General features: G+C 70.3%; 25 protein-coding genes and 2 pseudogenes. 14 read left to right on the top strand and 13 right to left on the bottom strand.

From position 1 onward, the window contains the following. Positions 1–11: 11 nt before the first annotated feature. Entirely contained in the window at positions 12–3,269 is a 3,258-nt protein-coding gene (locus tag G3I77_RS14660) for a S41 family peptidase (protein WP_248503826.1), read from the bottom strand. A gap of 154 nt (positions 3,270–3,423) precedes the next feature. Between G3I77_RS14660 and G3I77_RS14655 the strand changes: the two genes are divergently transcribed. Next, a complete protein-coding gene (locus G3I77_RS14655) occupies positions 3,424–4,026 on the top strand; it encodes a TetR/AcrR family transcriptional regulator (RefSeq protein ID WP_248503823.1) in 603 nt (200 codons plus the stop codon). 94 nt (positions 4,027–4,120) lie between these two features. Continuing rightward, positions 4,121–6,337 carry an MMPL family transporter gene (locus G3I77_RS14650; RefSeq protein WP_248503821.1) on the top strand — a complete coding sequence of 739 codons (2,217 nt, stop codon included), beginning with the start codon at positions 4,121–4,123 and terminating at the stop codon, positions 6,335–6,337. Between the two features lie 60 nt (positions 6,338–6,397). Here the strand turns inward: G3I77_RS14650 and G3I77_RS14645 are convergent, their stop codons facing one another. Further along, positions 6,398–6,799: an ATP-binding protein gene (locus tag G3I77_RS14645; RefSeq protein WP_248503819.1), complete on the bottom strand. Its 402-nt coding sequence runs from the start codon at positions 6,797–6,799 to the stop codon at positions 6,398–6,400. A 137-nt stretch (positions 6,800–6,936) separates the two neighbouring features. On the opposite strand from G3I77_RS14645, the gene G3I77_RS14640 reads away from it, so the two are divergent. Together G3I77_RS14640 and G3I77_RS14635 are read left to right on the top strand one after the other, a co-directional pair. Then, entirely contained in the window at positions 6,937–7,782 is an 846-nt protein-coding gene (locus tag G3I77_RS14640) for a helix-turn-helix transcriptional regulator (RefSeq protein ID WP_248503816.1), read from the top strand. After that, the gene (locus G3I77_RS14635) at positions 7,779–7,964 is read left to right on the top strand and encodes a DUF397 domain-containing protein (protein ID WP_248503814.1); all 186 of its coding nucleotides are present in this window, start codon (positions 7,779–7,781) and stop codon (positions 7,962–7,964) included. Before G3I77_RS14640 ends, G3I77_RS14635 begins: the two co-directional genes overlap by 4 nt. A 17-nt stretch (positions 7,965–7,981) precedes the next feature. On the opposite strand, the gene G3I77_RS14630 is transcribed toward G3I77_RS14635, so the two are convergent. Further along, positions 7,982–9,124: a glutathione-independent formaldehyde dehydrogenase gene (locus tag G3I77_RS14630; protein ID WP_248503813.1), complete on the bottom strand. Its 1,143-nt coding sequence runs from the start codon at positions 9,122–9,124 to the stop codon at positions 7,982–7,984. A gap of 90 nt (positions 9,125–9,214) precedes the next feature. Here G3I77_RS14630 and G3I77_RS14625 point away from each other — a divergent pair, with 90 nt between their 5' ends. The 5 genes and pseudogenes from G3I77_RS14625 to G3I77_RS14605 all read left to right on the top strand — a co-directional run bounded on the left by G3I77_RS14625 (position 9,215) and on the right by G3I77_RS14605 (position 12,301). Continuing rightward, positions 9,215–9,400 carry a hypothetical protein gene (locus tag G3I77_RS14625; RefSeq protein ID WP_248503812.1) on the top strand — a complete coding sequence of 62 codons (186 nt, stop codon included), beginning with the start codon at positions 9,215–9,217 and terminating at the stop codon, positions 9,398–9,400. Positions 9,401–9,467: 67 nt separating this feature from the next. Then, the gene (locus tag G3I77_RS14620) at positions 9,468–9,983 is read left to right on the top strand and encodes a YbaK/EbsC family protein (protein ID WP_248503811.1); all 516 of its coding nucleotides are present in this window, start codon (positions 9,468–9,470) and stop codon (positions 9,981–9,983) included. Further along, positions 9,980–10,210, top strand: a pseudogene (locus tag G3I77_RS14615) (EamA family transporter); the annotation flags it as partial. The gene G3I77_RS14620 and the pseudogene G3I77_RS14615, both read left to right, overlap by 4 nt. 594 nt (positions 10,211–10,804) lie before the next feature. Beyond that, positions 10,805–10,978, top strand: coding sequence for a hypothetical protein (locus G3I77_RS14610; RefSeq protein WP_248503810.1), 174 nt, complete (start codon positions 10,805–10,807; stop codon positions 10,976–10,978). Positions 10,979–11,044: 66 nt separating this feature from the next. Further along, positions 11,045–12,301 carry a VanZ family protein gene (locus G3I77_RS14605; RefSeq protein ID WP_248503809.1) on the top strand — a complete coding sequence of 419 codons (1,257 nt, stop codon included), beginning with the start codon at positions 11,045–11,047 and terminating at the stop codon, positions 12,299–12,301. Between the two features lie 16 nt (positions 12,302–12,317). Here the strand turns inward: G3I77_RS14605 and G3I77_RS14600 are convergent, their stop codons facing one another. After that, entirely contained in the window at positions 12,318–13,766 is a 1,449-nt protein-coding gene (locus G3I77_RS14600) for a recombinase family protein (RefSeq protein ID WP_248503808.1), read from the bottom strand. Between the two features lie 26 nt (positions 13,767–13,792). Between G3I77_RS14600 and G3I77_RS14595 the strand changes: the two are divergent. Further along, positions 13,793–13,915, top strand: a pseudogene (locus G3I77_RS14595) (EamA family transporter); the annotation flags it as partial. Positions 13,916–13,987: 72 nt separating this feature from the next. Continuing rightward, a complete protein-coding gene (locus G3I77_RS14590; RefSeq protein ID WP_248503805.1) occupies positions 13,988–14,263 on the top strand; it encodes a DUF1876 domain-containing protein in 276 nt (91 codons plus the stop codon). Here the strand turns inward: G3I77_RS14590 and G3I77_RS14585 are convergent. The 6 genes from G3I77_RS14585 to G3I77_RS14560 all read right to left on the bottom strand — a co-directional run bounded on the left by G3I77_RS14585 (position 14,260) and on the right by G3I77_RS14560 (position 19,088). After that, positions 14,260–15,423 carry a serine hydrolase domain-containing protein gene (locus G3I77_RS14585; protein ID WP_248503802.1) on the bottom strand — a complete coding sequence of 388 codons (1,164 nt, stop codon included), beginning with the start codon at positions 15,421–15,423 and terminating at the stop codon, positions 14,260–14,262. The genes G3I77_RS14590 and G3I77_RS14585 overlap by 4 nt on opposite strands. Before the next feature lie 34 nt (positions 15,424–15,457). Further along, positions 15,458–15,904, bottom strand: a complete 447-nt coding sequence (locus G3I77_RS14580; RefSeq protein ID WP_248503800.1) for an organic hydroperoxide resistance protein — start codon at positions 15,902–15,904, stop codon at positions 15,458–15,460. A gap of 102 nt (positions 15,905–16,006) precedes the next feature. Beyond that, positions 16,007–16,468: a MarR family transcriptional regulator gene (locus tag G3I77_RS14575; protein WP_248503797.1), complete on the bottom strand. Its 462-nt coding sequence runs from the start codon at positions 16,466–16,468 to the stop codon at positions 16,007–16,009. 10 nt (positions 16,469–16,478) lie between these two features. Next, complete coding sequence (locus G3I77_RS14570) at positions 16,479–17,246, bottom strand: energy-coupling factor ABC transporter ATP-binding protein (protein WP_248503795.1); 768 nt, start codon at positions 17,244–17,246, stop codon at positions 16,479–16,481. Next, complete coding sequence (gene cbiQ / locus G3I77_RS14565) at positions 17,234–17,995, bottom strand: cobalt ECF transporter T component CbiQ (protein ID WP_248503792.1); 762 nt, start codon at positions 17,993–17,995, stop codon at positions 17,234–17,236. Before cbiQ ends, G3I77_RS14570 begins: the two co-directional genes overlap by 13 nt. Position 17,996: 1 nt before the next feature. Continuing rightward, complete coding sequence (locus G3I77_RS14560) at positions 17,997–19,088, bottom strand: energy-coupling factor ABC transporter permease (protein WP_248503788.1); 1,092 nt, start codon at positions 19,086–19,088, stop codon at positions 17,997–17,999. A 168-nt stretch (positions 19,089–19,256) separates the two neighbouring features. Between G3I77_RS14560 and G3I77_RS14555 the strand changes: the two genes are divergently transcribed. Further along, positions 19,257–19,622 carry an SsgA family sporulation/cell division regulator gene (locus G3I77_RS14555; protein ID WP_248503787.1) on the top strand — a complete coding sequence of 122 codons (366 nt, stop codon included), beginning with the start codon at positions 19,257–19,259 and terminating at the stop codon, positions 19,620–19,622. A gap of 9 nt (positions 19,623–19,631) precedes the next feature. Here G3I77_RS14555 and G3I77_RS14550 read toward each other — a convergent pair whose 3' ends face one another. From G3I77_RS14550 to G3I77_RS14540, 3 genes are all read right to left on the bottom strand, one after another. Further along, on the bottom strand, positions 19,632–21,299 hold the full coding sequence (locus G3I77_RS14550; protein WP_248503786.1) for a penicillin-binding transpeptidase domain-containing protein: 1,668 nt from the start codon (positions 21,297–21,299) through the stop codon (positions 19,632–19,634). Positions 21,300–21,395: 96 nt separating this feature from the next. Beyond that, a complete protein-coding gene (locus G3I77_RS14545) occupies positions 21,396–23,030 on the bottom strand; it encodes a penicillin-binding transpeptidase domain-containing protein (protein ID WP_248503785.1) in 1,635 nt (544 codons plus the stop codon). Positions 23,031–23,162: 132 nt separating this feature from the next. Next, positions 23,163–24,902 carry a phospholipid carrier-dependent glycosyltransferase gene (locus tag G3I77_RS14540; RefSeq protein ID WP_248503783.1) on the bottom strand — a complete coding sequence of 580 codons (1,740 nt, stop codon included), beginning with the start codon at positions 24,900–24,902 and terminating at the stop codon, positions 23,163–23,165. 111 nt (positions 24,903–25,013) lie between these two features. On the opposite strand from G3I77_RS14540, the gene rsmI reads away from it, so the two are divergent. Together rsmI and G3I77_RS14530 are read left to right on the top strand one after the other, a co-directional pair. Then, complete coding sequence (rsmI, locus tag G3I77_RS14535) at positions 25,014–25,862, top strand: 16S rRNA (cytidine(1402)-2'-O)-methyltransferase (RefSeq protein ID WP_248503779.1); 849 nt, start codon at positions 25,014–25,016, stop codon at positions 25,860–25,862. A gap of 223 nt (positions 25,863–26,085) precedes the next feature. Further along, positions 26,086–26,514, top strand: a complete 429-nt coding sequence (locus G3I77_RS14530; RefSeq protein WP_248503777.1) for a hypothetical protein — start codon at positions 26,086–26,088, stop codon at positions 26,512–26,514. Positions 26,515–26,536: the final 22 nt, after the last annotated feature.

Raw genomic sequence — 26,536 nt, 5'->3', positions numbered from 1 at the left:
GCGCCGGGCGCTCACGTCCTGGGCGGCAGCTTCGGGCGGGAGCGGTCCGGTACGTCGCTGTAGGTCGGCGGCGTGGCCGGCGGGTTGGTCTCCAGCAGTCCGAGCGCCAGTTCCACCGCGTCGGTCAGCTGGGCGTGCCGCCCCTCGGCCCAGTCCAGCGGGGTGCGCAGGACGTCGATGTCGGGGGCGACGCCCTTGTTCTCCACCGACCAGCCGTACGCGTCGAACCAGGCCGCGTTCATCGGCACCGTGATCACCGTGCCGTCGCCCAGCTCGTGGCGGCCGGTCATGCCGACGACGCCGCCCCAGGTGCGCTGCCCCACGACGGGGCCGAGCTTCAGCAGCTTGAACGCGGCGGTGATCATGTCGCCGTCGGAGGAGGTCGCCTCGTCCGCCAGGGCCACCACCGGGCCCCGGGGCGCGTTCGAGGTGTACGAGACCGGCTGGGCGTCGCGGGTCAGGTCCCAGCCCAGGATCGTCCGGCCCAGTGTCTCGATGACCAACTCGCTGATGTGACCGCCGGCGTTGCCGCGCACGTCCACGATCAGTGCCGGGCGGGAGACCTCCATGCGCAGGTCGCGGTTGAACTGCGCCCAGCCCGAGCCGCCCATGTCCGGGATGTGCAGATAGCCGCAGCGCCCGCCGCTCAACTCGCGGACCACCGTCCGGCGTTTGGCCACCCAGTCCTGGTAGCGCAGCGGCCGTTCGTCGACGAGCGGGACGACGGCGACCCGCCGGGGCGGGGCCAGGCCCTGCGCCGAGTCCTCGGCCGGGGTGAAGGTCAGCTCCACCGTCGTACCGCCCGCGCCGGCCAGCAGCGGATACGGGCCCGCGTCGGGATCCACCGGGCGGCCGTCGACATGGGTGAGGACCGCGCCTTCCCGGATGCCCGTGCCGGCCAGCGGGGAGCGGGCCTTGGAGTCGGAGGAGTCGCCCGGCAGGATCCGCTTGACCACCCAGCCGCCGTCCCGGCGTGCGAAGTTGGCGCCCAGCAGGCCCTGTCGGCGCTGGTAGTGCGGCGGGCCCTCGTTGCGCCGGGCGGCGGTGACGTAGGCGTGGGAGGTGCCCAGCTCGCCCAGGACCTCGCGGAGCAGGTCGGCGAACTCGTCGGGGGAGGCGACCCGTTCGACCAGCGGGCGGTACTGGTCGAGCACCCCGTCCCAGTCGATGCCGCACATGCCCGGCTCCCAGAAGTGGGCCCGGATCAGCCGCCCGGCCTCGTCGTACGACTGCCGCCATTCCGCCGCCGGGTCGACGGTGTGCAGGATGCGGCGCGCGTCGATCCACACGGTGGAGTCGCTGTCGCCCTGCTCGCCTGCCGGGACCGCGCGCAGCTCGCCCTCGTCGACGATCACCAGCCGGCTGCCGTCGCCGCTGACCGCGAACCAGTCGAGGTGCTGGGCGAGTTCGGACTTCTTGGCCTTGGTGAGGCCGAAGTGCTCCAGGGTCGGCCGGCCGCTGGTGTCGTCCGGGCTGGCGAACGTCTCGCCGAGCGCGCCCGAGATCGGCCAGCGCAGCCACACCAGCCCGCCGCCCGCGACCGGGTGCAGCGCCGAGTACTTGGAGGCGGCCACCGGGAACGGCGTGACGCGGCTCTCCAGCCCTTCGACCTCGACGGTCACGGCCCCGTTGTCCCCGTTGTCGTCGTCCTCGACCGGGTCCAGGCCCCCCGCGGCCGGGCGGCCCTCCGGGTTCACCGCGAACGGGGAGGGCGTCGCGGAGGACAGCGGCACGAGGTACGGGCGGCAGCCCAGCGGGAAGGACAGGTCGCCGGTGTGCACGTCGTAGACGGGGTCGAAGCCGCGCCAGGACAGGAAGGCGAGATAGCGGCCGTCGCGGGTGAAGACCGGGTTCTCGTCCTCGAAGCGGCCGTTGGTGACGTCGACGATCAGCCGGGCCCCGTCCGGCGTGCCGGCGAGCCGGGCCATCTTGATCTGCCGCAGGGTCCGCCCGATGCCCGGGTGCGACCAGGTGAGCCACGCCCCGTCCGGGGAGAACGCGAGGTCGCGCACGGGCCCGTTGACGGACCGGATCAGCTCGGTGACCTCACCGCCGGAGTCCTCCGTGACGTCGACCAGGAGGAGCCGGCCGTCGTGCGAGGCGACCGCCAGCCGCTCGCCCTCCGGGTCCGAGACCAGCTCGCGCACCCGGCCCAGCGCACCGGAGGCCGGCCGCCGGGGCGCCCGGTCGCCGCTCGCCCGGGGCAGGGAGGCGATCTCGATCGCGTCCTCGCCCTCGGCGTCCGTCACGTACGCCACCCGCCCGCTCCCGCCGAGCATCTCCGGCATCCGCACCCGGACGCCGGGGGTGTCGGTGAGGGTGCGGGCCGGGCCGTCCCGGTGGGTCAGCCAGTACAGGCTGCCGCGCACGACGACGGCGCTGGCCCGCCCCGTCTCGTCGACCGAGAGCCCGTCGACGTGCCGGGCCGCCGCCACCTGGTAGGGGCGCCGCCCCGCCCGCGGCCCGCTCAGCCGTACGTCCAGCCGGCGCGGCCCGGAGTCCGGGGACAGGTCGTCGACCAGCCACAGGTCGCCGGCGCACTGGTACACCACCCGGGTGCCGTCGCTCGCGGCGTGCCGGGCGTAGAAGGCGTCGTGGTCGGTGTGGCGGCGCAGGCCGGAGCCGTCGTAGGCGCAGGAGTAGAGGTTGCCGACGCCCTCGTGGTCGGAGAGGAAGGCGATGCGGCCGCCGACGAACATGGGGGAGTGCAGATGGCCGCCGAGGCCCTCCAGCAGCCGTTCGCCGTGCAGCCAGAGCCGGCCCGTGGCCCCGCCGCGGTAGCGCTTCCAGGAGGCCGGTTCGTGCGGCGGGGTGCCGGTGAGGAGGAGGGACTTGCGCTCCCCGTCCATGTCGGCGACCTGGATGTCGGAGACCGGCCCCCAGGGCAGTTTGCGGCCCGGGTCGCCCTCCGGGGTGACCTTGTAGGCCCAGGTGAAGTAGGAGAAGGGCTCGCCGTGCGAGGCCACGGCCAGGATCTCGCCGTCCGGGGTCCAGCCGCAGACCCGGGTGTCGGCGCTGCCCCAGTGGCTCACCTGGCGGCCCGGGCCGCCGTCCACCGGGACGACATGGACCTCGGGCACCAGGCTGCGCCAGCTCGTGTACGCGAGGTGGCGGCCGTCGGGTGAGAAGCGCGGGTGGCCGGTCTTGGTGCGGTCGACGGTGAGCCGCCAGGCCCGGCCGGGGGTGTCGAGCGGGGCGAGCCAGAGGTCGTCCTCGGCCACGAAGCACAGCAGGTCGTCATGGAGGTGCGGCAGACGCAGATAGGTCACGTGCTCATGCTTTGCCGGGGGGCGTACCGGGGCAAGTCAAGGCAAATGACCGGCCGTGAGCCAGCACACGTACGAAACGGTTTCGTTTTCATGAGGGGTGCGCTACCTTCGTGACGTACGAAACCGTGTCGTTCGGAGCAGGAAGGTGAGAGAGATGGCTGAGGTCGCTTCCGCGCGTCGCAGTCGGATCACCCCCGAGCGTGAGGCCGAGCTCTACGCGGCCGTGCTCGACCTGCTCCGCGAAGTCGGCTACGACGCCCTCACCATGGACGCCGTGGCCGCCCGCACCCGGTCCAGCAAGGCCACGCTCTACCGCCAGTGGGGCGGCAAGGCCCAGCTGGTCGTCAAGGCGCTCCGCCACATCAAGCCGGTGAAGAACCTCGACGAGATCGACACCGGCTCGCTGCGCGGCGACTTCCACGCCCTCATGGAGCGCGCGGACGACGCCGAGATGGAGCAGAACGGCGCGCTGATGCGGGGCCTGGCCACGGCGATGCACGCCAATCCGGACCTCCACAGCGAGTTCAAGAGCCAGATCATCGAGCCGGAGATCGCGGACTCGCGCCGCGTGCTCCAGCGCGCCGTCGACCGGGGCGAGGTCCGCGCGGACTGCCCCGCGCTGGAGTTCGTGGTGCACATGATGCTCGGCGCCTTCGTCACCTGCGCGGTCCTCGAGGACAAGCCGCCGACGGCGGCCTTCCTCACCTCGTACATCGACGCCGTGGTCCTCCCCGCCCTCGGTGTGCCCACCGAGTAGTCCCCAGCCGGCCCCTACCTGACGTCTCCGCTCATGTCGTCGGGCTGATCACCCCTGCCCTGAAGACCCCACGACTGACCGGGAGTACGCCCTCGTGGCCACATTCCTCTACAAACTCGGCCGGCTCTCGTTCCGGCGGCGGCACTTCGTCGCCCTGATATGGGTGGCCCTGCTGACCCTCGCCGGTGTCGGCGCGGCCAGTGCCCCCGCCGCCGGCAACAGCTCGTTCTCCATCCCCGGCACCGAGGCCCAGAAGGCCTTCGACCTGCTGGAGCAGCGCTTCCCCGGCACGAGTGCCGACGGGGCCACCGCGCGCGTCGTCTTCAAGGCGCCGAGCGGCGAGAAGATGACCGACCCCGGCAACAAGGCGACGGTCCAGGACACGGTGAAGGAGCTGTCGAACGGCTCCGAGGTCGTCCGCGTGACCGACCCGTACCAGGCGAAGGCCGTCAGCAAGGACGGCACGATCGCGTACGCGCAGGTGTCGTACAAGGTCTCCGGCATGGAGCTGGACGACGCCGCGAAGGACGCGCTGAAGGACTCCGCGCAGGACGCGCGCAAGGCCGGGCTGACCGTCGAGATCGGCGGTGACGCGCTCCAGGCCGTTCCGCACACCGGCTCCAGCGAGATCATCGGCATCGCGGTCGCCGCGGTCGTCCTGGTCATCACCTTCGGCTCGCTGGTCGCGGCCGGACTGCCGCTGCTGACCGCGCTCATCGGCGTGGGCATCGGCGTCTCCGCGATCACGGGCCTGGCCAGTGCGCTGGACCTGGGCACGACCACCTCCACCCTCGCGATGATGATCGGCCTGGCGGTCGGCATCGACTACGCGCTGTTCATCGTCTCCCGCTACCGCGCCGAACTGGCCGAGGGCCGCGAGCGCGAGGAGGCGGCGGGCCGGGCCGTCGGCACGGCGGGATCCGCGGTGGTCTTCGCGGGTCTGACGGTGGTGATCGCCCTGGTCGGCCTGTCCGTCGTCAACATCCCGATGCTGACGAAGATGGGCGTCGCGGCGGCGGGCACGGTGGCCATCGCCGTGCTGATCGCCCTGACGATGATCCCGGCACTGCTCGGATACGCGGGCCGGAAGGTGAAGCCGATGGGGGAGAAGGGCAAGCTCCTCGGCCGGGCGAAGCCGCAGGGCGAGAAGGCCGAGCCGGTCAAGCCGAACCTGGGCACGCGCTGGGCGAGCTTCGTCGTCCGCCGCCCGATCGCGGTCCTGCTGCTCGGCGTCATCGGCCTCGGCGCGGCGGCCGTCCCGGCGACGAGCCTGGAACTGGGCCTGCCCGACGACGGCTCCCAGCCGACCTCCACCACCCAGCGCCGCGCCTACGACCTGCTGTCCGAAGGCTTCGGGCCGGGCTTCAACGGCCCGCTGATGGTCGTCGTCGACGCGAAGGGCAGTGACGACCCGAAGGCGGTCTTCACCGAGACGGGCGACGAGATCAAGGGCCTGAAGGACGTCGTGACCGTCACGCCGCCGCAGCCCAACAAGGCCGGTGACACCGCCACCATCACCGTGATCCCCGGCTCCAAGCCGTCCTCCGTCACGACGGAGAACCTGGTGCACGGCATCCGGGACGCGGGCGCGGACATCAAGGCCGACACGGACGCGAACGTCCTGGTCACCGGCAGCACGGCGATGAACATCGACGTCAGCCAGAAGCTCAACGACGCGCTGGTGCCGTATCTGGTGCTGGTCGTCGGCCTGGCCTTCCTCCTGCTGATCGTGGTCTTCCGCTCGATCCTGGTCCCGCTGAAGGCGGCCCTCGGATTCCTGCTGTCGGTGATGGCGGCCCTCGGCGCGGTCGTCGCGGTCTTCCAGTGGGGCTGGCTGTCCGGCCTGATGGGCGTGGAGCAGACCGGGCCGGTCATGTCGATGATGCCGATCTTCATGGTCGGCGTGGTCTTCGGCCTGGCGATGGACTACGAGGTGTTCCTCGTGACCCGGATGCGGGAGGCCTACGTCCACGGTGAGAAGCCCGCCCAGGCCGTGGTCACCGGGTTCCGCCACGGCGCGCGGGTGGTCACCGCCGCCGCGGTCATCATGATGGCCGTCTTCGCCGGCTTCATCGGCTCGTCCGAGTCGATGGTCAAGATGATCGGCTTCGGCCTCGCGATCGCGGTCTTCTTCGACGCGTTCGTCGTCCGCATGGCCATCGTCCCGGCCGTCCTGGCCCTCCTCGGCCGCAAGGCCTGGTGGCTCCCCAGGTGGCTGGACCGGGCCCTGCCCAATGTCGACGTGGAGGGCGAGGGCCTGCGCGACGCCTCCGGCGACGACGACGGAGACAGGGAACTGGTCCGCGTCTGACCGCTCGCGAGAGACCGGCCGGTGAGGGCACTGTGGGGACGGTGCGCCCTCACCGGCCTTTCACTTGGGCACGTCGACCTCGGCCCACACCGTCTTGCGCGGGTGCGGACCCGGGGTCACGCCCCAGCGGCCGGCGAGGGCGGCCACGACGAGGAGGCCCCGGCCGCTGGTGGCGTCCGGGGCCGGCCGGGTGGGGTGGGGAAGCCGGTCGCCGCGCGTGTCCGTGACCTCGATACGGAGGGTGCCGCCGACGACGTAGAGCGTCAGCCGGAAGTCCCGGCCGGGGACGCGCCCGTGTGTGGCGGCGTTGGTCGCGAGCTCGGCGATGATCTGCTCGGCAGGGTCCAACGGCAGCCCCCACGAGCGGAGTTGCTCCGTGGCGAGGAGACGGGCCAGCCGGGCTCCCCGGGGTGTGGGGGAGAGCGGAAGGCTGAGGTTGCGGATTGTGGTCTCCTGGTTCATGTGACTCAGCGTCGCGGAGTCTGCGCGCAGTGATCGGCCGCAGCAGGTGTGCGTACCACTGCTGTCCGGAGCTTGTCTCGTGCTGTCTCGGCTGTCCCGGGCGTTGTACGGGTACGGCTGCGCGATGGAGGTGGGGCATGAACGAGGTTGTGGACGAGGCCGGTTGGGATGTCGAGCCGGGGGACGAGATCGAGCCGCTGGTCCAGGCGGTGGGGAAGCTGCTGAAGGTCTGCCGGGAGGCGGCGGGGATGCGGGTCGCCGAGCTGGGCGAGGTGCTCGGCTACGGCGAGGACATGATCCGCAAGATGGAGCGAGGAGCGCGAATTCCCCGGCCGGAGTACCTGGACAGGGCGGACCGCGTGCTGAACGCCCAGGGGCACCTGAGGGCGTTCACGAAGGACATGGAGAGGGCCCGGTATCCGAAGAGGGTGCGGGAGCTGGCGCAGTTGGAGGAGCGGGCGGTGGAGATGCTGCTCTACAGCACGCATCACGTCCACGGCCTGTTGCAGACGCCCGAGTACGCGGAGGCGATGTTCGAGAACCGACTCCCGGCGCTCTCGCGAGACGTGGTGGAACGCGCCGTCGCAGCGCGGGTCGCTCGAAAGTCCGTCTTTGATCGGGACCCTGCTCCCGCTTTGAGTTTCGTCCAAGAACAGGTGACGCTCGAACGCCCCCTCGGGGGCAGAATGGTGTTGCGTCGACAACTCGAACACCTGCTGGAGGTGGGGGAGTTGCGGACCGTCTCGCTCCAGGTGATGCCGACTGATCGTGAGGAGCATGCCGGCATGCACGGGTTGATCGAAGTGCTGAGGTTCTCGGACGGCACAGGGGTCGGGCGTTCCGACGGTGCGTTCAACGGCCGCCCCGTTTCAAGCCCTCGGGACCTCAGGCTCCTTGAACTGCGCTATGGGATGATCCGGGCGCAGGCTCTCTCTCCGAGGGAGTCGCTGGCCTTCATTGAGCAAGCGCTGGGGAGACTATGAGCGCCACGGAACTCCATTGGGTCAAGAGCAGCTACAGCAGCGGACCTGACCCCGGCGACTGCGTCGAGGTCGCCCGCACCCCCGCCATGATCCACGTCCGGGACTCCAAGACCCCGGGGACTGCCCACGTGACGGTGGTTCCCGCCACGTGGGAGTCGTTCCTCGCGTACCTCACCGACTGACTGTCGGCCCGGGTCGCCTACGCTGCCTGCGGGTGGAGCACCACCTTCGTGTAGCCCTCGACCCGCTTGTCGAACTTCTCGTACGCCGACGACGCCTGGTCGAGCGGCAGTTCGTGCGAGACGACGAAGCTGGGCTTCGCGCGATCCTCGATGATCATGTCCCGCAGGTGGCGGTTGTACCTCTTGACGTTGCACTGCCCGGTGCCCATGCGGAGCCCCTTCTCGAAGAGGCGTCCGACGGCGACCATGAGCATGCCCTTCTTGGACTGCTCGTCCGGACCGCCCGGGTCGCTCGGGACGTAGAGGCCGGGGATGCCGAGCGCGCCCGTCGGGCGGACCGTTTCGACCAGGGAGTTCAGAACGATCGCCGGTTCCTCGCGGTCCTCGCCCCGCGCCTGGGCCTGGTAGCCCACGGCGTCGATTCCCTTGTCGGTCCCCTGGCCGCCGGTCTGCTCCTTGATCTGCTCCGCCGGGTTGCCCTGGGTGAAGTCGATCGGGACCGTGCCGATCTCCTCGGCCTTCTGGAGACGTTCCGCCACCCGGTCGACCACGAACACCTTGCTCGCACCGCGCAGCATCGCGGAGTAGGCGGCCATCAGCCCGACCGGACCGGCGCCGTAGACGGCGACCGAGTCACCGGGGCGCACGTCGGCCAGTTCGTTGCCGTGGTAGCCCGTCGGGAAGATGTCCGCGAGCAGGACGAAGTCGGTCTCCTTCTCGGTGCCCTCCGGGAGTTTCAGGCAGTTGAAGTCGGCGTACGGGACCCGTACGTACTCCGCCTGGCCGCCCGTGTAGGGGCCCATGGCGACATAGCCGTAGGCGCCGCCGGCGAAGCCCGGGTTCACCGTCAGGCAGAAGCCCGTGAAGCCCGCCGAACAGTTCTTGCAGAACCCGCAGGCCACATTGAACGGCATGACCACCCGGTCGCCCTTGTTGAGGGTGGTGACCCCCTCTCCTGTCTCCTCGATCACTCCGAGGTTCTCGTGGCCGAACACGATGCCCGGCTCCGCGGCCGTGCGGCCCTCGTACATGTGCAGGTCGGAGCCGCAGATGGCCGTTGATGTGACCCGGACGAGCACATCGTTCGGGTGCTGAATGCGTGGATCCTCCACTTGCTCGATCGCTACCTCGAAGGGCCCCTTGTATACGACAGCCCTCATCGTCAAGCACCTCCGTCTGTGCCGTGGCTCATATACCAGGCTGGTCCATGATGAGAGGATTTGCACGCAGACAAGAAAGGAAATAGGACTTTGTCACGTCGTATCGGCACTCTTCTCGTGGCGGTCTCCGGACTGTCCGGCACCACCTACCCCGTCGGGACCCGCGTGGCCATCCAGGGCAACGGCGGATCCGTCGACGGCTTCGTCGACGGCGACTGGCTGCCGCTCGCCTGGTGGGAGTTCGCGGACGTCCGGCCGGAGGACGCCACCGGCTGAACCGGACCAGGGCACCGCGCCGATACGGCCTCGCGTGCCTCGTACACGTACCGCTAGCGTGCAGGGCATGACGACGACAGCCGCCACTGACGCCGAGAACTCCGGAGCACATCCCCGTTTCGCCGAGGCCCTGCGCGACCTCGGGCTCGGGGACCTCGTGAGCCAGGTCCGCCGCTTTCCCGATGCCACCCGCACCGCCGCCGAGGCCGCTGCCGCCGTCGGGTGCGAGCTGAGCCAGATCTGCAAGTCACTGATCTTCGCGGCGGACGGGGTTCCGGTGCTCGTGCTCATGGACGGGGCCTCCCGCGTCGACCTGGAGCTCGTCCGCAAGGAGCTCGGCGCCGACAAGGTCACCCGGGCCAAGGTCGACGTCGTGCGGGAGACCACCGGGTACGCCATCGGCGGCGTGCCGCCCTTCGGGCACCGGACCAAAACCCGGGTGCTCGCCGACCGGTCCCTGCTGGAGCACGACGTCGTCTGGGCCGCGGCAGGGACGCCGTACACCGTGTTCCCCATGGCCCCCGAAGACCTCGTCACCCACGCCGACGGCACCCTGGTGGACGTGCGCGAGCCCACCCCGTGACCCCTCTGGTCACCGCTGCCGTCCTGCTCGCCGCCGTCACCCACGCCAGCTGGAACGCCATCGCCCACAAGATCACCGACAAGCTGGCCGGGTTCGCGCTGATCTCGGGCGGCGGCGTCCTGGTCGGGCTGGCCCTCGCACCCTTCGTGGCGTTCCCGGCGGCCGCGGCCTGGCCGTACCTGCTCTCCTCCGCCGCCGTCCACATCGCCTACTACGCCCTGCTGATGAGCTGGAGTCGCTGAAGACGTCGCCATGAACCGCGAGATCGCTCGTGAAGAGCGTGAGGCGTCCCAGTGACGAGACGCCGCGACGAGAAATGGGTTCGGGCCGTCGAGCGCCAGGCGGCCAAGTTTCCGACCCGCGTGGGCCCGAAGAGCGCTGCGCGACTTGCACGGCTCTTCGGCCCTGCCCGCTAGGGCTCCTCACGACGCTGCACGCGCAAGATCGAGACCACGTCAACGAACTGTTTCAAGCCACTCACCAGGCACAATCCTGGCTTTACGTTTGACAGTTCCCGGTCAAAGATCACATACTAAGCGCGCTTTCGTTGCTGATCTTGTCAGTTCAGCAAAGATCGCGCTGACCAAAACAAGAGGGGAATTGCTGTGCTGGGGAAGAAGTTGGCTGTCGCTGCCGCGACTGGTGTGCTGGTGTTCTCGGGCTCGAGTGCCTTCGCAGAATCCGCGAGCACGTCGCTGTCGAACGGGACGCTCACCATTAGCGAGGACGACGGCTGTCGAGTGACCGGAAACTGCAGCCTGTACTACTCCTCCACGTCGTACAAGAAGACAAGTGGCGCCAAGGTTGACATCAGACTTGGCATGAACACGTCCAAGGAGCTGTCCCTGGACAAGTGGAGGACGATCTCCAAGGGGCAGACCGTGTCGCGCAGTTGGGGAGGCCAGAAGAAGTCGGCTGTTCCTGACTGCACGATCGTCGGCTACATGAAGGCCTCGACTGGCGACTACTACACGCCGCCGGTCAACGTCTGCTAGTCGCGCTCTCCGACAGCTGGGGGTGCCTGACCCGCGCCCCCGGCTTCGTCTCTCGAAGGTCGTCCCGTGATCGAAGCGTCCGTCTCCGCCGTACCCCGCCTACTCGTCTCCTTCCTGATTCTTGCCGCCCTGCTCGCGGTGCCCACTGCCTTTGTGGCCAAGGCCAGGGAAAAGCCGTGGCCTTTGAGGACGGCTCTTGCCGTCAGCCTTGCGGGCATCGTCGCGGTCACCTTGCTGCCGGGGAATGCCGGTCTGGAGGTGGGGCAATGTGACACGTCGCTATCCGGCCGCGCCTTCACGTCGTCGAGTTCGCTGCTGAACATCGCCCTCTTCGCGCCTGGCGCATTTCTCGCCGCCCTCCTCTTCAGACGGCCAGTGACCGTCGCTGCAGCGTTCGGGCTTCTCAGTGGCTCCGTCGAACTTATCCAGTCCGTTGCCGGCACCGGCCGCGCGTGCACGATGACGGACATTGCGGCCAATGCCACCGGTGCTGTCCTGGGGGCACTTGCTGGCGCCGTGTGGCTGTACCAGCGGCGGCAAGCGCCGCGGAACCCCGTCCGTGATCTGTTCTGGGGCATGGGAATCGCCGCACTGAGTGCTGCGGCCGTGGCGGGCCTCATCCACTTCCGGATCGACTCGGTGGACGTCGCCACAATGGACGATCAACGGGAAGACTTCACGCAGTCCGCCATCGCGGCCGATGACTGGATCACCGCGACAGCCAAGGGTATCTACGGAAGCGATGTACGCATTCTGGAGAGCAGTAGCGAGAAGCAGGGCAAGCGTTTGAGGGCCACTGTCAACACGAACAGGGGCAGCCTCTCAGGCTGGTGGCCTGAGAAGGACCTGGAGCGCGCTTGGTCTTCCAACACACGCGGTGACGAGGGCAGCCTTTCCCAGAATGAAGTGGCAGCAGCCGCCGATACGTATGCCCGCAAGTGGATTCCGAAGAACGTCGCCGGCAGCAAGCAGCAGATCCGTCCGATAGGAGGCGGTGCGACAAAGGCTTATGTGGTGTCGTACCGGCGCTACTCCGAGGACGTGTTGCTGCCGATGCGCCTCGACCTCACCGTCACCACAACAGGCCGAGTCATCGGGTTCACCGCCAGAACCATTGCAGACCCCGACCTACCGCCGGTCACAGTGGATGAAGCGAAGGCCAGGGCCGTCGCAAAGGGTGCCACCGATCTGCCGACTGAATCCGCGCTGCTCCTCGCCCAGAAGATCAACGGTGAGTGGCGGCCGGTCTGGCTGGTAGGCAGTGGCAAAAAGGACATCGCCATCGATGCGGCAACTGGGGAACGTATCGTCAAAGCCGAGTGATGGTGCGCAACGTGGCCTAGTCCAATGGGTTCGGCTTGATGTCCACCCGGTCCGTGTCGAACCCCCTGCCCTTCCTCGTCGAGGGACGGACGAACACGGCCGCGAACAAGAAGCGGTAGATCGCGTTCATCCGCGCGTAGTCCTCCGCCTTCTCCAGGCTCTCCCAGTTGGCCTCAGCCTCCGGGCCGGCGATGCCCTCCAGGACGGCGACGGGGCGCTTCACGGTCTTGCGCTGCCGTTCCTTCATCCGCTTGACGATCGGCGCACGCATCGCCTGGAAGTCGGCGGTCGAGAAGTCGTCGTCGTTGAGCCACAGCTCTTTCAGCTCTCGCAGCTTCGCGCGGTCCTTCTCGTCCGCGATGACGTCGGCCCCGGGGCGTGTGGTCGTGGCGGGCTCGTAGCCGGAGGTGTCCAGCTTCGTCAGTACCTTGATCGCCACGTCCCGTACGAACTCCTCAAGCGGCCCGGCCGAGATGGAGCGGTTGCACTTCTGCTGGTCGGTGTTGTCGGAGCGGGTGCACCGGTAGTAGGCGTACCGGCCGCTGTTCGTGCCACCCATGCGGGCGCCACACGTGCAGGTGGCGACTCCGCGCAGGAGGTAGTTCCGAATGGGGCGCTTCTTCGTATCCTGGTGCTGCTGGGTGCGGTACTCCCGGAGCCGCTGGACCTCGTCCCACTGCCCGCGGTCGATGATGGCGGGCCATGTCCCGACGGCCACTTCCTCGCCCAGGTGGAACCGCAGCCCGGCCACGAAGTGGGACGACAGCAGATGCCGAACGTTCTCGGGGTTCCACGCTTTGCCCTTCGACGTGGGGATGTCCCGGGCGACGAGATCTTGGGCTATGGCGTGCGGCGACTCTCCGTCCAGATAGCGGCGGTACACCTCGCGGACGATCTCCGCCTCCTCCTCGACGATCGCGCGGCCGTCGCTGGTGTATCCGTACGGACGGTTGCCCACGTGCGGCCGGCCCTCGCGGGCCTTGTCCTTCAAGGCGTCCTTCAGGCGTCGCGACGTGTCGTCTGACGAGCGGCACGCGTGGGCCACCTCGATGCGGAGGATGAACCGGTCGTCGGGGTCCGACAGGTCGCGCCGGTTCGCCTCGCCATGCAGAAGGATGCGCTTGTCGTCGGCGATGGAGAGCAGCTCTTCGAGGTCCTTGGGCTGCCGCATGAGGCGGTCGGGGTGGTAGACGATGACGTGCCGGATTTCCCCGGCCCCCATCGCCCTCAACATCGCTTCCCAACCGGGGCGCTTGCGGTCGCGCTGCCAGGCCGAGCGGTTGTTGTCGACGTAGATGTGTGTGGGGTCGACGCGGAGTCGGAGGCGTTCGGCGATGTCCCGGCAGATGCGTTCCTGCCGGTCTACGCCGGTCTGGTCCTCGTCCCTGGTGTGGGAGATGCGGCAGTAGATCGCTGCGGGCTCGCCCGGTGTGACGGCGGCCCTTCCTAACTTGGGTCGGGTCATGCCAATCACTGTATGAGCCGGGTATGACATCGATCATCGTCGGCGCGGCGATCGGCGCCGTGTTCTTCAAGGAACGCTTCGGGGCGCCGAGGATCGCGGCGGCCGGGCTGCTGGTCGTCGGGATCGGGCTGATGCTGCACGCCGGATAGGGGCCCGCCAGGCGGGTGCGTCCGGCCCGTGCGAGGAGCACCCTGGAACTAAGCGTTCCGGAGGTGATCGTCATGATGCACACCACAGTGGGGTGGCACGTCGAGATGGAGTTCACGGAGGACGACCAGCACACGCGCGCGGCCGCGTTGGTCCGCTTGCCCGATGGCAGCGAGGTACGGGCGCACGGGCACGCGAGCCGGCACCGGACCGACGCCAATCAGCCGAGGGTCGGGGAGGAGATCGCCGGGGCCCGGGCGCTCAACGAACTCGCCATGGCGTTGCTGACCAAAGCCCACGAGGAGATCGACCAGGCGTCCGGCCGGACTTCGCACCCCATCCACGTCTAGAGGTTCAGCACGCCCCGCACCGCCCGCACCAGCGCCTGCGCCCGCGGGTCCGCCGTCACCGTCTTGCGGAAGCCGTTGGTGACGTAGCCGAAGGCGATGCCCCTCTCCGGGTCGGCGAAGCCGAGGGCGCCGCCGCGGCCCGGGTGGCCGAAGGAACCGGGGGTGAGGAGCGGCGAGGCGCTGCCGTGCAGCATGTAGCCGAGGCCGAAGCGGGTGCCGACCACCAGAACCCGGTCGGGGCCCGCCGACTCCTCGGCCCGGGCCATGTCCACCGTCTCAGGGGTGAAGAGCCGCGCGGCGCCGGCCGTGTCGCCGATCAGGGTCGCGTAGAAGCGGGCCAGCCCGTCCGCCGTCGCTATGGCGTTCGTCGCGGGCAGGGCGGTCGCGTGGTAGGCGGGGTCGTTCTGGTCCGGGAACGGGGAGATCGCGGCGAACGCCCGGCGCGTGAGGGAGGCCGGGTCCTCGTAGGCCTCGGTGACCGAGCGCTTCGGGCGGGCCCGCAGACCCCCGGTCGGCTCGGCCCCCTCGACGCGGCCCACGCGCCCGACCCGGCCGGCCTCCGATTCCGGCAGACCGAGCCAGAGGTCCAGCCCCAGCGGGCCGGTGACCTGCGACGCGAGCCACTCCCCGGTGCCCTGCCCGGTGACGCGCCGCACCAGTTCGTCGAGCAGCCAGCCGTAGGTGAGCGCGTGGTAGCCGTGGTCGGTGCCGGGCTCCCAGGCCGGGGCCTGAGCGGCGAGGGCCGCGGGGCCCTTCGACGGGTCGAGGGCCTCTTCCGGGGTGAGCGGCCGGTCGAGGACCGGCAGCCCGGCCCGGTGGTTCAGCACGTGCCGGACCAGGACCCCCTCCTTGCCCTGCGCCTTGAACTCCGGCCAGTAGTGCCCCACCGGCGCGTCCAGGTCCAGCTGCCCGCGCTGGTGCAGGAGCAGGAGGACGGCGGCGGCGACCCCCTTCGTCGCCGAGCGCACGACCTGGGCGGTGCCGCGCTCCCAGGGAGCCGTGCCGTCGACGTCCTTGGTGCCGCCCCACAGGTCGACGACCTTCTGCCCGTCCCGGTAGACGGCGACCGCCGCGCCCCGGTCCCCGAGCGAGTCGAAGTTCCGCTCGAACGCGTCCCTCACCGGCTCGAAGCCCTCGGCCACTGTGCCGTGCACGTCCACGCCCGTACTCCTCGTCTCGCCGCTGTGCTGCCCCCTAGCCAAGCAGGATGGTCACGTCGATGTTCCCGCGGGTCGCGTTCGAGTACGGGCAGACCTCGTGGGCCGCGTCCACCAGCCTGGTCGCGAGATCCGCGTCGACGACCGGCAGGGAGACGCTGAGGGCGACCGCGAGGCCGTAGCCGCGCTGCCGGTTGGGGCCGATGCCGACCTTCGCGGAGACCGTGGAGCCGGTCAGGTCGTAGCCCTCGCGGTTGCCGACGAGGATCAGGGCGTTGTGGAAGCAGGAGCTGTAGCCGGCCGCGAAGAGCTGTTCCGGGTTGGTGCCGTCGCCGTCGCCGCCGAGCGGCTGGGGCATCGCGACCTTGAGGTCGAGCTGACCGTCCTGGCTGGTGACGTAGCCCTCGCGACCGCCGTGGGCGGTGGCCTCCGCCACGTACATGATCTTCGTCGGGCGGCTGTCGACGGCGGGGCCGTCAGTCATGCTGTCCTCCCCCGGAACCAGGTGCGCACAAACACATCGTGCACAAGGTACTGGCCAGTAACCCCCTTGTCGTTACCAGGGGGTGGCAACCGCGGGTAACCCTCAGCGGGCCCGGTCCGCCGCCGACTCCGCCCGCTCGGCCAGCCGCCACAGCTCCGCACGCAGCCGCACGGCCTCCGCCGCGTCGAGCCCGGTCGCCCCGAGCAGCGCGCCGGGCACCCGCCCCGCGCGTTCCCGGAGTTCCTCGCCGCGCCCCGTCACGGCCACGAGCACCGACCGCTCGTCCCGCGCCGACCGCTCACGCCGTACGAGACCGGCCGCCTCCAGCCGCTTCAGCAGCGGCGAGACCGTGCCGTAGTCGAGGCGCAGGGCCGCGGCCAGTTCCTTGACGGTGGTCTCGCCGCGCTCCCAGAGGACCAGCAGGACCAGGTACTGGGGGTAGGTGAGGCCCAGTTCGTCGAGGAGCGGGCGGTACGCCGCCGTCACCGCGCGCTGGGCGGCGTACAGGGCGAAGCACAACTGCTCGTCCAGCAGCAGTGATCCGTCGCTCTCCTCGTTCGTCACGCGCCCATTGTCACGGACGGGCCTCGGCTGCCGGGACGGAACGCGGATCGAAACCGAACGGCAGCTCCAGCCGGTGGGCCCGCATCAGCTCCTCGTCGGAGAGCAGTTCGCCGGTCGGCCCGTCCGCTGCGATCACCCCGTCACTGAGGATCAGGGAGCGCGGGCACAGCTCCAGGGCGTAGGGCAGGTCGTGCGTGACCATCAGCACGGTCACGTCCAGGGAGCGCAGGATGTCCGCCAGTTCGCGGCGGGAGGCGGGGTCCAGGTTGGAGGAGGGCTCGTCCAGGACGAGGATCTCCGGCTCCATCGCCAGCACGGTCGCGACGGCCACCCGGCGGCGCTGGCCGAAGGAGAGGTGGTGCGGCGGACGCTCCTTGAACTCCGCCATGCCGACCCGCTCCAGCGCCCGGTCCACGCGCTCCTCCAGCTCCGGCCCCTTCAGCCCGGCCGCCGCGGGCCCGAACGCCACGTCCTCCCGGACCGTCGGCATGAACAACTGGTCGTCCGGGTCCTGGAAGACGATGCCGACCCGGCGCCGCACCTCGGCCATGTTCCGCTTGTCCACGGGCAGCCCGGCGACCTTCACCGTGCCGGCGCCGCCGGTCAGGATGCCGTTCAGGTGCAGCACGAGGGTCGTCTTGCCGGCGCCGTTCGGCCCGAGCAGCGCGACCCGCTCGCCGCGGGCGACCGAGAAGTCGACGCCGAAGAGGGCCTGGTGTCCGTCGGGGTAGGCGAAGGCCAGTCCGGCCACGTCGAGTGAAGGTGTCACAGGGACCATCCCAGCAGACAGACGAGCAGAGCGGCGCAGGGGAGGGCGAGGGCGTACGACCACTGCGCCCGGGACGCGGTCACCTCGTCGATGACGGGCATGGATCCGGCGTAGCCGCGGCTGACCATGGCCAGGTGCACACGCTCGCCGCGCTCGTAGGAGCGGATGAACAGCGCGCCGGCCGACTTGGCGAGCACGCCCCAGTGCTTGACGCCACTGGCCTCGAAGCCGCGTGACTCCCGGGCGATCCGCATGCGCCGCATCTCGTCCGTGATGACATCGCCGTAGCGGATCATGAAGGACGCGATCTGCACGAGGAGCGGCGGGAGTTTGAGGCGCTGCAGGCCGAGGAGCAGTTCGCGCAGCTCGGTCGTGGCGGCCAGCAGCACCGAGGCCGCGACACCGAGCGTGCCCTTGGCGAGCACGTTCCAGGCGCCCCACAGGCCGTTCACGCTCAGGGACAGGCCGAGGACGTCGACCCGCTCGCCCTCCGCCACGAACGGCATGAGCACCGCGAACGCGACGAACGGCACCTCGATCAGCAGCCGCCTGAGCAGGAAGGCCGCGGGCACGCGCGCGACGGCCGCGACGGCCCCGAGCAGCACGGCGTACAGCCCGAACGCCCACATGGCCTCCCGCGGCGTCGACACCACGACCACCACGAAGGCGAACACGGCGGCGAGTTTGGTGTGCGGCGGCAGGCCGTGCACGGGCGAGTGCCCGTGCCGGTACAGCTTGTGCGCGTGCCCCGCTCCCATGTCAGACGCTCGTGGGGCTCGTCGAGTCCGGCGCGTCCGCCGCGTCCGGCGTCTCCGACGTGTTCGACGGGGAGGCGTCGGTACGGCGGCGGCGCACGGCCCAGAACACGCCGGTGCCCGCGACGACCGTGACCCCCACGCCGATGACGCCCGCCAGCCCCCCGGACAGGCGGGCGTCGTCGACGTCCTCGACGCCGTAGTCGGCGAGCGGGGAGTCGGCCACCGCGTGCTCCTCGGCCTGCTTGTCGATGCCGTGGTCGGCGGCGACCTTCTCCAGACCGTCGGGGTTCGCGGAGGCGTAGAAGCTGACGAACCCGGCCAGCACGAGGGACGCGACCAGGCCCGCGGCCCATACCTTGCGGTGCGAGGTCCGGGCGGCCACCGGCGCGGGCTCGGCGCCGGGCGCGTCGACCAGCTCGCCGTTCACCCGCAGCTTGAGCTTCTGCGTCAGACCGCGCGCCCCGTACACCAGGTCCGGGCGCACGGCGATGACCGAGCCGACGGTCAGTGCGGTGATCGTGGCCTCGCCGATGCCGATCAGGACGTGCACGCCGATCATGGCGGTGGCGACCTTGCCGATCGAGACGTCGGTGGTACCGCCGATCGCGTACATCAGCGTGAAGGCCAGCGCGGCGGCCGGGACGGAGACCAGGGCCGCGACGAAGGAGGCCGCGGTGACCGACCGGCGGGTGCGGGGCAGCACCTTCACCAGGCCGCGGAAGAGGGCGTAGGCGACGACCGTCGTGACGATCGCCATGTTGGTGATGTTCACGCCGAGCGCGGTCAGACCGCCGTCCGCGAAGAGGATGCCCTGCATCAGCAGGACGACGGAGACGCACAGGACCCCGGTGTAGGGGCCGACGAGGATCGCCGCCAGCGCACCGCCGAGCAGATGGCCGCTGGTCCCCGCCGCGACGGGGAAGTTCAGCATCTGCACCGCGAAGATGAACGCCGCGACGAGGCCGGCCAGCGGCGCCGTGCGCTCGTCGAGTTCGCGGCGTGCACCGCGCAGGCTCACGGCGACGGCGCCCGCAGCGATCACACCGGTGGCGGCGGAGGTGGGCGCGTTGATGAATCCGTCAGGTACATGCACCGTTCGATGATGTGGCTTGATGCGAACGATTTGCAAGAGCGTGAGGTTCGTTTTATCTCACCCGCGATATATCCGGCTCCACGGGCGCGATCCGGAAAATATGCGACATTGGAGAGGGAGTGGACGCACGGTTTCCACTCGGATCACGCACGGTGAAGGGGCCGTCCGATGTCCGTAGTCGAGCAATACGCGCGAGCCCACATCGTCTCGGACGCGGCCGTCCCGCTCGTCGACGAGCTGGAGGCGGTTCCGGTCACCCTGCGCTACGACCCCGACCGCGATCCCCGGTCGGTACGCATGGTGCTGCCCGGCGCCGGGGGACGCGAATGGACCTTCCGCCGCGAGCTCCTGGAGGAGGGGCTGCGGGCCCCCGTGGGGAGCGACGAGGTGCGGGTGTGGCCGTGCGGCCGGGTGCAGGTCGTGGTGGAGTTCCACTCCGCGCACGGGGTGTCGGTGGTGCAGTTCGAGCGGCAGGCGCTGCTGCGGTTCCTGCGGCGGACGTACATGGCCGCCGCGGAACCCGTGACGCACTGAACCGGTAGGTCAGCCGCCTGCCTTCAGCAGCGCCGCCACGATCGGACCGGCCGTCGAACCGCCGTGCCCGCCCTGCTGGACCACGCCCGCGGCGGCCAGGTCGCCCCGGTAGGCCGTGAACCAGCCGTTCGGCTTCTTCTGCCCGTCGACCTCGGCGGACCCGGTCTTCGCACCGACATCGCCGCCGACCCCGGCCATCGCCTCCGCGGCCGTGCCGTACGCGGCCGTGTACGACATCAGCTCACGCAGCTGGGACTGGGTGCTCGCCGGCATCGTGCGCGAGGCCTTCGCCAGCTTGCGTCCGTCCACGTCCGGGGAGACCAGGTACGGCTGGCGGAAGGTACCGGACTTGATCGTCGCCGACACCGACGCCATGTTCAGCGGGTTCATGCGGACCCCGCCCTGCCCGATCAGCGAGGCGCCCATCTGGGCCGCCGACTGCACCGGCACCGCCCCGTCGAAGGACGGCACACCGATCGCCCAGTTGTTCAGCCCCAGGCCGTAGACCTGCTGGGCCTCCTTGGTCAGGTCGTCGTTCTTCAGCTTCGGGGCCTGGCTGATGAAGGCCGTGTTGCAGGAGCGGGCGAAGCTGGCCTTGAAGGTGCCGTTCTTGATCTCGAACTTGTCGAGGTTCTGGAACTTCCAGTGGCCGTACGTGAAGTACCTCGGGCAGGGGTGCTTCTTGTCCGCCGAGGCCAGGCCCTTCTCGAGCAGCAGCGAGGAGGTGATGACCTTCATCGTGGAGCCGGGGGCCAGGGAGCCCTGGAAGGCGGTGTTGAAGCCGGGGGAGGCGTTGGCGGCGGCCAGGATCTCGCCGGTCGACGCCCGCACCACGGCCACCGACGACCTGGCCTTCTTCGCGACCTGCTGCTCGGCCGCCGCCTGCAGGGCCGGGTCCAGCGTGGTCTTCACCGTGCCTGGTGTGCCCTCGCTCAGCTCCAGCAGGGTCTTGTCGGAGAGGTTCTTGGCCTTGGCCGCCTTGCCGCGCACGACCCGGAGCTCGATGCCGGCCTTGCCGCCGGCCACCTTGCCGTACTTCTCGCGCAGTCCGTCCAGGATCGGGCCGATCGAGGCGTACTTGTCCTTGGTCAGTTCGCCGCCGTCCCGGTCGAGGGCCTTGACCGGGGGCGTGCCGGCCGCGCCGGTGACCAGCGTGTCGCCGTCCTTCAGGTCCGGGTGGACGACCGCCGCGTCCCAGTCGACCAGCGGCTTTCCGTCGGCGGCGCGCCGCACGACGGTCAGTGCGCCGGCGTACGTCAGCGGCTTGTCGGTGCCCTTGTAGGACACCGTGCCCTTGACGGAGAACGGCACCTTGTCACCGGTGGGCTTGCCCGGGGTGAGGGTGACGCCCTTGATGTGGGCGTCCTTGGTGTAGCCGGTGAGCAGCCGCTGGGCCGCGGAGGCGTCGTCGGTGGCCGCGGCGGCCTGCGGGACCTTTCCGGACTGCCAGGCGGTGAGGAAGGCGCGGGCGGTGGTGGTGACCTCGGCCGGGGACAGCGGGCCGGTCTTCACCTCGGCCTTCTGGTCCGACGCCCGCGTCCCGTCGTCGTCGGCGGCGCCACCGCCGTACAGCGCGTAGGCACCGGCCCCGGCGCCCACGACGACCACGGCGATCACCCCGCCGATCACGGCGGGTCTCGTCTTCCGTCGCTCGGCGACGCGCCTTCTGTTGCCCACTGCTGTTCGTTCCTCCGCGAATCCCCAGGGTCCCCGTTGCCCTCAGCTGTCCCAACGACGGCCACCACCCTAGAGTCCCGTCCCACGGAGGTGAGATCAGCCACCCGTTCGTAGCACGGCTGCGACAATCGGCCCGGCCGCGTCGCCGCCGTGTCCGCCCTCCTCGGTCATGGCCGCCGCGGCGATGTCGTTCCGGAACCCGGTGAACCAGCTGTTGGACTTGGCGTTGCCGTCGACCTCGGCGGAGCCGGTCTTGGCGCCGATGTCGCCGCCGAGCCCGCGCATGGCCTCCTCGGCCGTGCCCTGCGTGGCGGTGAGCCGCATCATCTGCTTGAGCTGGGTGGCGGTGCTCGCCCGCAGCCCCTCGGCCCGGGCCAGCTCCCGGCCGTCGAGCTTCGGCGAGACCAGGTAGGGCTGGCGGAAGGCGCCGGTGATGGCGGTCGCGGTGACCGAGGCCATGTTCAGCGGGCTCATCTGGACCTGGCCCTGCCCGATGGCGCCCGCCGCCCGGTCCGGCCCGTCGACCGCGGGGACACGGCCGTCGAAGGAGACGGTGCCGGTCTTCCAGTTGTCCTGCCCCAGCCCGAAGCGCTGTTCGGCCTCCTGGGTCAGCGAGGCGTCGGTGAGCGGCTTCTCGTCGATGAGCTTGATGAAGGCGGTGTTGCAGGACCGCATGAAGCTGTTGGCGAGCGTCGCGCTCTCGTCGGGCTTCATGCCGGTCAGATTCTTGAACGTCTGGCTCTGCCACACGGCGGTGTCGGGGCACGGTGCCGGGCCGTTCATCGAGGTCACGCCGTTGTCGATGAGCATCGCGGCGGTGATGATCTTCATCGTGGAGCCGGGTGCCGCCTGCCCCTCGAAGGCCGCGTTGAAGCCGTCCGTGCGGTGGTTGGCCACGGCCAGCACCTCGCCGGTGCTCGGCTTGACCGCCACCACCGAAGACTGGGCGAACCGCTTGACCGCCTTCTCGGCCGCCACTTGCGCGCTCGGGCTGATCGTGGTGGTGAGCTTGCCCGGCTTGCCCTCGGCGAGGGTGAGCAGCGGGGTGTCGGGAGCGCCGTTGCCGTCGTGCCGGACGACCAGTTCGATGCCGGGGGTGCCGCCGGCCTTCTCGCCGTACTTGTCGCGCAGGGCGTCCAGGACCGGGCCGAGGGAGGGGTACTTCTCCTTCGTCAGCTCGGAGCCGTCGCGGCCCACGGCCTCGACGGGCGGGGTGGCCGACTGCTCGGTGACGAGGGTGTCGTCCTTCTTCAGCTCGGGGTGCACGACGGACGGCTGCCAGTCGACCAGCGCCCGCCCGGTGGTCAGCCCGCGCACGACCTTCAGCTTGCTCCGGTAGCTCAGCGGCTTGGACTTCCCGTCGTAGGCCACCTTGGCCTTCACCGTGTACGGCACGGTGGTGCCCTGGGCCGTGCCCGGCGTGATCTTCACGTCGGTGATGTGCGCGTCGTCGCTGAAGGCGGTGAGCAGCTGCTCCGCGGCCGCGTCGTTGTTGGTGTGCGAGGCCGCGGAAGCGGTCGCGCCCTTCTCCCAGGCCGCGAAGAACTTGGCGGTGGTCTCCTTGACCTCGTCCTTGCCGGGCGGCCCCGTCCGCTCCTCCCCGGCGACCCCGCTCGTGCCGCCCCCGTCCCCGCTCAGCGCGCTCACGACGTTGTAGGTCCCGTACCCGGCCCCACCCACCATCACCGTGAACACCCCGCCTATGACGGCGGCTTTGACCCCCTTGCCCATTGGGCGGTCCCCTCCCCGTTGAGCCCCCCCACGCGCTCCTTTGAACGCGTTCAGAAAGCCCGATCCCGGCAGCACTCTATGTGGAAGCGGTTACTGCCGGGCAGGGAGTTTCGATTTGTGACCGAATGTAGATCAGACCCACGTGTCCAGCCACATCCGCGACCGCCAGTCGTCGATCGGGATCGCCTGCCCCGTGTACAGGGGCCAGAAGTAGATGAAGTTCCAGGTGATCAGGAGGACCAGGACGCCGGCGGCTGTGGCGCCCGCGACCCGGCGGGTGTCGGTGGAGCGGGGTGGTCCGATGATCGCGCCGAGGAGCATCGCCACCGCCAGGCACAGGAACGGCAGGAACACGACGGCGTAGAAGAAGAAGATCGTGCGCTCCTGGTACATGAACCAGGGCAGGTAGCCGGCCGCGATGGCGCAGACGATGGCGCCCGCCCGCCAGTCACGGCGGAAGAACCAGCGCCACAGCACGTAGAGGACCGCGAAGCAGGCGACCCACCACAGCAGCGGCGTGCCGAGGGCGAGGACCTCGCGGGCGCACTTCTCGCCGGCGTCGGCGGGGCAGCCGTCCTTGCCGGGTGCCGGGGACTCGTAGAAGTACGACACCGGGCGGCCGAGGACGAGCCAGCTCCACGGGTTGGACTGGTACGTGTGCGGCGAGGACAGCCCGACGTGGAACTCGTACACCTGGTGCTCGTAGTGCCACAGGCTGCGCAGCCAGTCGGGCAGGAACGTCCAACTGCCGCCCTTGCCGCTGGTCGCGGCCCAGTTGCGGAAGTAGCCGCCGGAGCCGTTCGTCGCGGAGAGGATCCAGCCGGTCCAGGACAGGACGTAGGTGACCAGGGCGACCGGGACCGTGGCGGCGAACGCCAGACCCGTGTCGCGCTTGAGGACCGCCGAGTACGGGTGCCGGGCGCCTGCGACCCTGCGCGAGCCGACGTCCCACAACACCGCCATCAGGCAGAACGCGGCCAGGATGTAGAGGCCGTTCCACTTCGTGCCGATGGCCAGGCCCAGCATCAGGCCCGCCGCCCAGCGCCAGGGGCGCCATCCCAGGCGGGCCGTCTCGGCCGTGTGCCGGTCGGGCCGGGCCCGGCCGTCGTCGTCCAGCGGCAGCGCGGCGGCGAGTTTCTCGCGGGCCTTGTCCCGGTCGACGAGCAGACAGCCGAACGCGGCCAGCACGAAGAACATCAGCACGCCGTCGAGCAGCGCCGTGCGGCTCATCACGAAGTGCAGACCGTCCACCGCCATCAGCGCGCCCGCGAGACACCCCAGGAAGGTGGAGCGGAACAGGCGGCGGCCGATGCGGCACAGCAGCAGTACGGACAGCGTGCCGAGCAGCGCCGTCATGAACCGCCAGCCGAAGGGGTCGAACCCGAACATCAGCTCGCCGAGCCCGATCATGAACTTGCCGACCGGCGGATGCACCACGTACGCCGCGTCCGTCGGGAGCGTGACGTTCCCGCCCGACGACAGGACCAGGTCGTTGGCGTTCTTGTCCCAGTTGAGTTCGAACCCGCGGTGGACCAGCGCCCACGCGTCCTTCGCGTAGTACGTCTCGTCGAATATCACCGCCCTGGGGCTGCCCAGGTTCCAGAACCGCAGCACACCCGCCAGCAGCGTGACGAGCAGCGGGCCGATCCAGCCCGACCAGCGCACCAGCCGCCCCGAGAGCGTGTACGGGATGCCGAGCGCCGCCCACAGGCGCGGGCCGGGCTCGGTGTACGGCGGCACCAGGCGGTCACGGACGTCGCTTCTGGGCTGCCCCTGGTAGCCGAAGCGGCGCAGCCGCTGCTGCCAGGACGGCCGCTGGTCGAGCGGCGCCTGGCCCTGCCGGGTGTCCGTGGAGGACGCGGTACTGGTCACCGCGCCATCGTAGGGAACCGTTCTGTGTGAGTCCCGTGCATGGCCGGTATGCGTCCGCATCCTCCGCCCCTGGGAGGAGTCCGCACCGTCTGCCCCTGGGAGGATGGGAACGTGATCGGAACCCTCGTACTCGCAGGCACCCCCATCGGCGACATCGCGGACGCCCCTCCCCGGCTCGCCGAGGAACTGGCCGGAGCCGATGTCGTCGCCGCCGAGGACACGCGGCGGCTGCGCCGGCTGACCCAGGCGCTCGGCGTCACACCCAAGGGCCGGGTGGTGTCGTACTTCGAGGGCAACGAGTCCGCCCGGACGCCGGAGCTGGTCGAGGAGCTGGTGGGCGGGGCCCGGGTGCTGCTGGTGACCGACGCGGGGATGCCGTCGGTGTCCGACCCGGGGTACCGGCTGGTCGCCGCCGCGGTCGAGCGGGACGTGCGGGTCACCGCCGTGCCCGGGCCGTCCGCCGTGCTCACCGCGCTCGCGCTGTCCGGGCTGCCCGTCGACCGGTTCTGCTTCGAGGGGTTCCTGCCGCGCAAGGCGGGGGAGCGGCTGGGGCGGCTGCGGGAGGTCGCCGACGAGCGGCGCACGCTCGTCTACTTCGAGGCTCCCCATCGGCTCGACGACACCCTGTCGGCCATGGCCGAGGTGTTCGGGGCGGAGCGGCGGGCCGCGGTGTGCCGGGAGCTGACCAAGACGTACGAGGAGGTCCGGCGGGGCGGGCTGGGGGAGCTGGCCGCGTGGGCTGCGGAGGGGGTCCGCGGGGAGATCACCGTCGTGGTGGAGGGGGCGCCGGAGAAGGGGCCCGAGGAGGTCGGGCCCGAGGAGCTGGTGCGGCGGGTGCGGGTGCGGGAGGAAGCGGGGGAGCGGCGCAAGGAGGCGATCGCCGCGGTGGCGGTGGAGGCCGGTGTGCCGAAGCGGGTCGTCTTCGATGCGGTGGTCGCCGCGAAGAACGCGGCGGGGTGATACGGCCCCGCGCCCCCAGGCGGCGTGAGCACCCTCTGAGCAGGGCGCATGTCAGATGAGCGTGCGCCCCATGGGTGGGCAAAGCAGAAGGGGCGCAGGGGCAAGGGACGCCCAAATCGGGGCCAACACTCGACAGGTCTGCCGCCATCGGTCCGGCCGAGGAGTCCACTGGGTCGCGGGGACGGAACCGTCCTCACGCCACAGCGGACCAACAGGAGCTGGCATGAGTGAGATCGCAGGGCAGACCGGGCTCCGCGCCGGTGCGACCGCAGTCGTCAACGAGTCCTACTCCTTCGCCTGCATGAGGTGCGGGCACGGCTGGGAGCAGTCGTTCGAGATAGAGCACCACACGGACGCCGCGGGTCACGAGTTCGTCCTCTACGTGGCGGACGGCAAGGTCGTGCCCTCCCCGCTGAGCAAGCCCGAATGTCACCACTGCGACAGCCACGTCGTGCGGATCATGCGGCCCGGGCGGGTCGCGTCGGCGCGCGACGCGGGGCACCGGCCCCACCGCGTGCCGCCGCCCGCGGGGCCCGTGACGGCGCCCACCGCGGCCGCCGAGGCCGGGGCGACGGCCGATCAGGAGCAGCGCGAACACCACCACTGGCACCTGTCCGACCTGCTGCACCCCTTCCAGCGCAAGGCGAGCTGACCCGTCCGGCTTCCCTTGTAGA

Source organism: Streptomyces sp. D2-8, assembly GCF_023184515.1.
GTDB lineage: Bacteria > Actinomycetota > Actinomycetes > Streptomycetales > Streptomycetaceae > Streptomyces.
This window is presented reverse-complemented; position numbering and strand designations above follow the sequence as displayed.

Excerpts from the sequence above, each read along its gene's own strand:
- G3I77_RS14655 (WP_248503823.1), top strand. The coding sequence starts at position 3,424 with ATGGCTGAGGTCGCTTCCGCGCGTCGCAGTCGGATCACCCCCGAGCGT.
- G3I77_RS14645 (WP_248503819.1), bottom strand. The coding sequence starts at position 6,799 with ATGAACCAGGAGACCACAATCCGCAACCTCAGCCTTCCGCTCTCCCCC.
- G3I77_RS14640 (WP_248503816.1), top strand. The coding sequence starts at position 6,937 with ATGAACGAGGTTGTGGACGAGGCCGGTTGGGATGTCGAGCCGGGGGAC.
- G3I77_RS14635 (WP_248503814.1), top strand. The coding sequence starts at position 7,779 with ATGAGCGCCACGGAACTCCATTGGGTCAAGAGCAGCTACAGCAGCGGA.
- G3I77_RS14630 (WP_248503813.1), bottom strand. The coding sequence starts at position 9,124 with ATGAGGGCTGTCGTATACAAGGGGCCCTTCGAGGTAGCGATCGAGCAA.
- G3I77_RS14620 (WP_248503811.1), top strand. The coding sequence starts at position 9,468 with ATGACGACGACAGCCGCCACTGACGCCGAGAACTCCGGAGCACATCCC.
- G3I77_RS14610 (WP_248503810.1), top strand. The coding sequence starts at position 10,805 with ATGAACACGTCCAAGGAGCTGTCCCTGGACAAGTGGAGGACGATCTCC.
- G3I77_RS14600 (WP_248503808.1), bottom strand. The coding sequence starts at position 13,766 with ATGACCCGACCCAAGTTAGGAAGGGCCGCCGTCACACCGGGCGAGCCC.
- G3I77_RS14590 (WP_248503805.1), top strand. The coding sequence starts at position 13,988 with ATGATGCACACCACAGTGGGGTGGCACGTCGAGATGGAGTTCACGGAG.
- G3I77_RS14580 (WP_248503800.1), bottom strand. The coding sequence starts at position 15,904 with ATGACTGACGGCCCCGCCGTCGACAGCCGCCCGACGAAGATCATGTAC.
- G3I77_RS14570 (WP_248503795.1), bottom strand. The coding sequence starts at position 17,246 with ATGGTCCCTGTGACACCTTCACTCGACGTGGCCGGACTGGCCTTCGCC.
- cbiQ (WP_248503792.1), bottom strand. The coding sequence starts at position 17,995 with ATGGGAGCGGGGCACGCGCACAAGCTGTACCGGCACGGGCACTCGCCC.
- G3I77_RS14555 (WP_248503787.1), top strand. The coding sequence starts at position 19,257 with ATGTCCGTAGTCGAGCAATACGCGCGAGCCCACATCGTCTCGGACGCG.
- G3I77_RS14545 (WP_248503785.1), bottom strand. The coding sequence starts at position 23,030 with ATGGGCAAGGGGGTCAAAGCCGCCGTCATAGGCGGGGTGTTCACGGTG.
- G3I77_RS14530 (WP_248503777.1), top strand. The coding sequence starts at position 26,086 with ATGAGTGAGATCGCAGGGCAGACCGGGCTCCGCGCCGGTGCGACCGCA.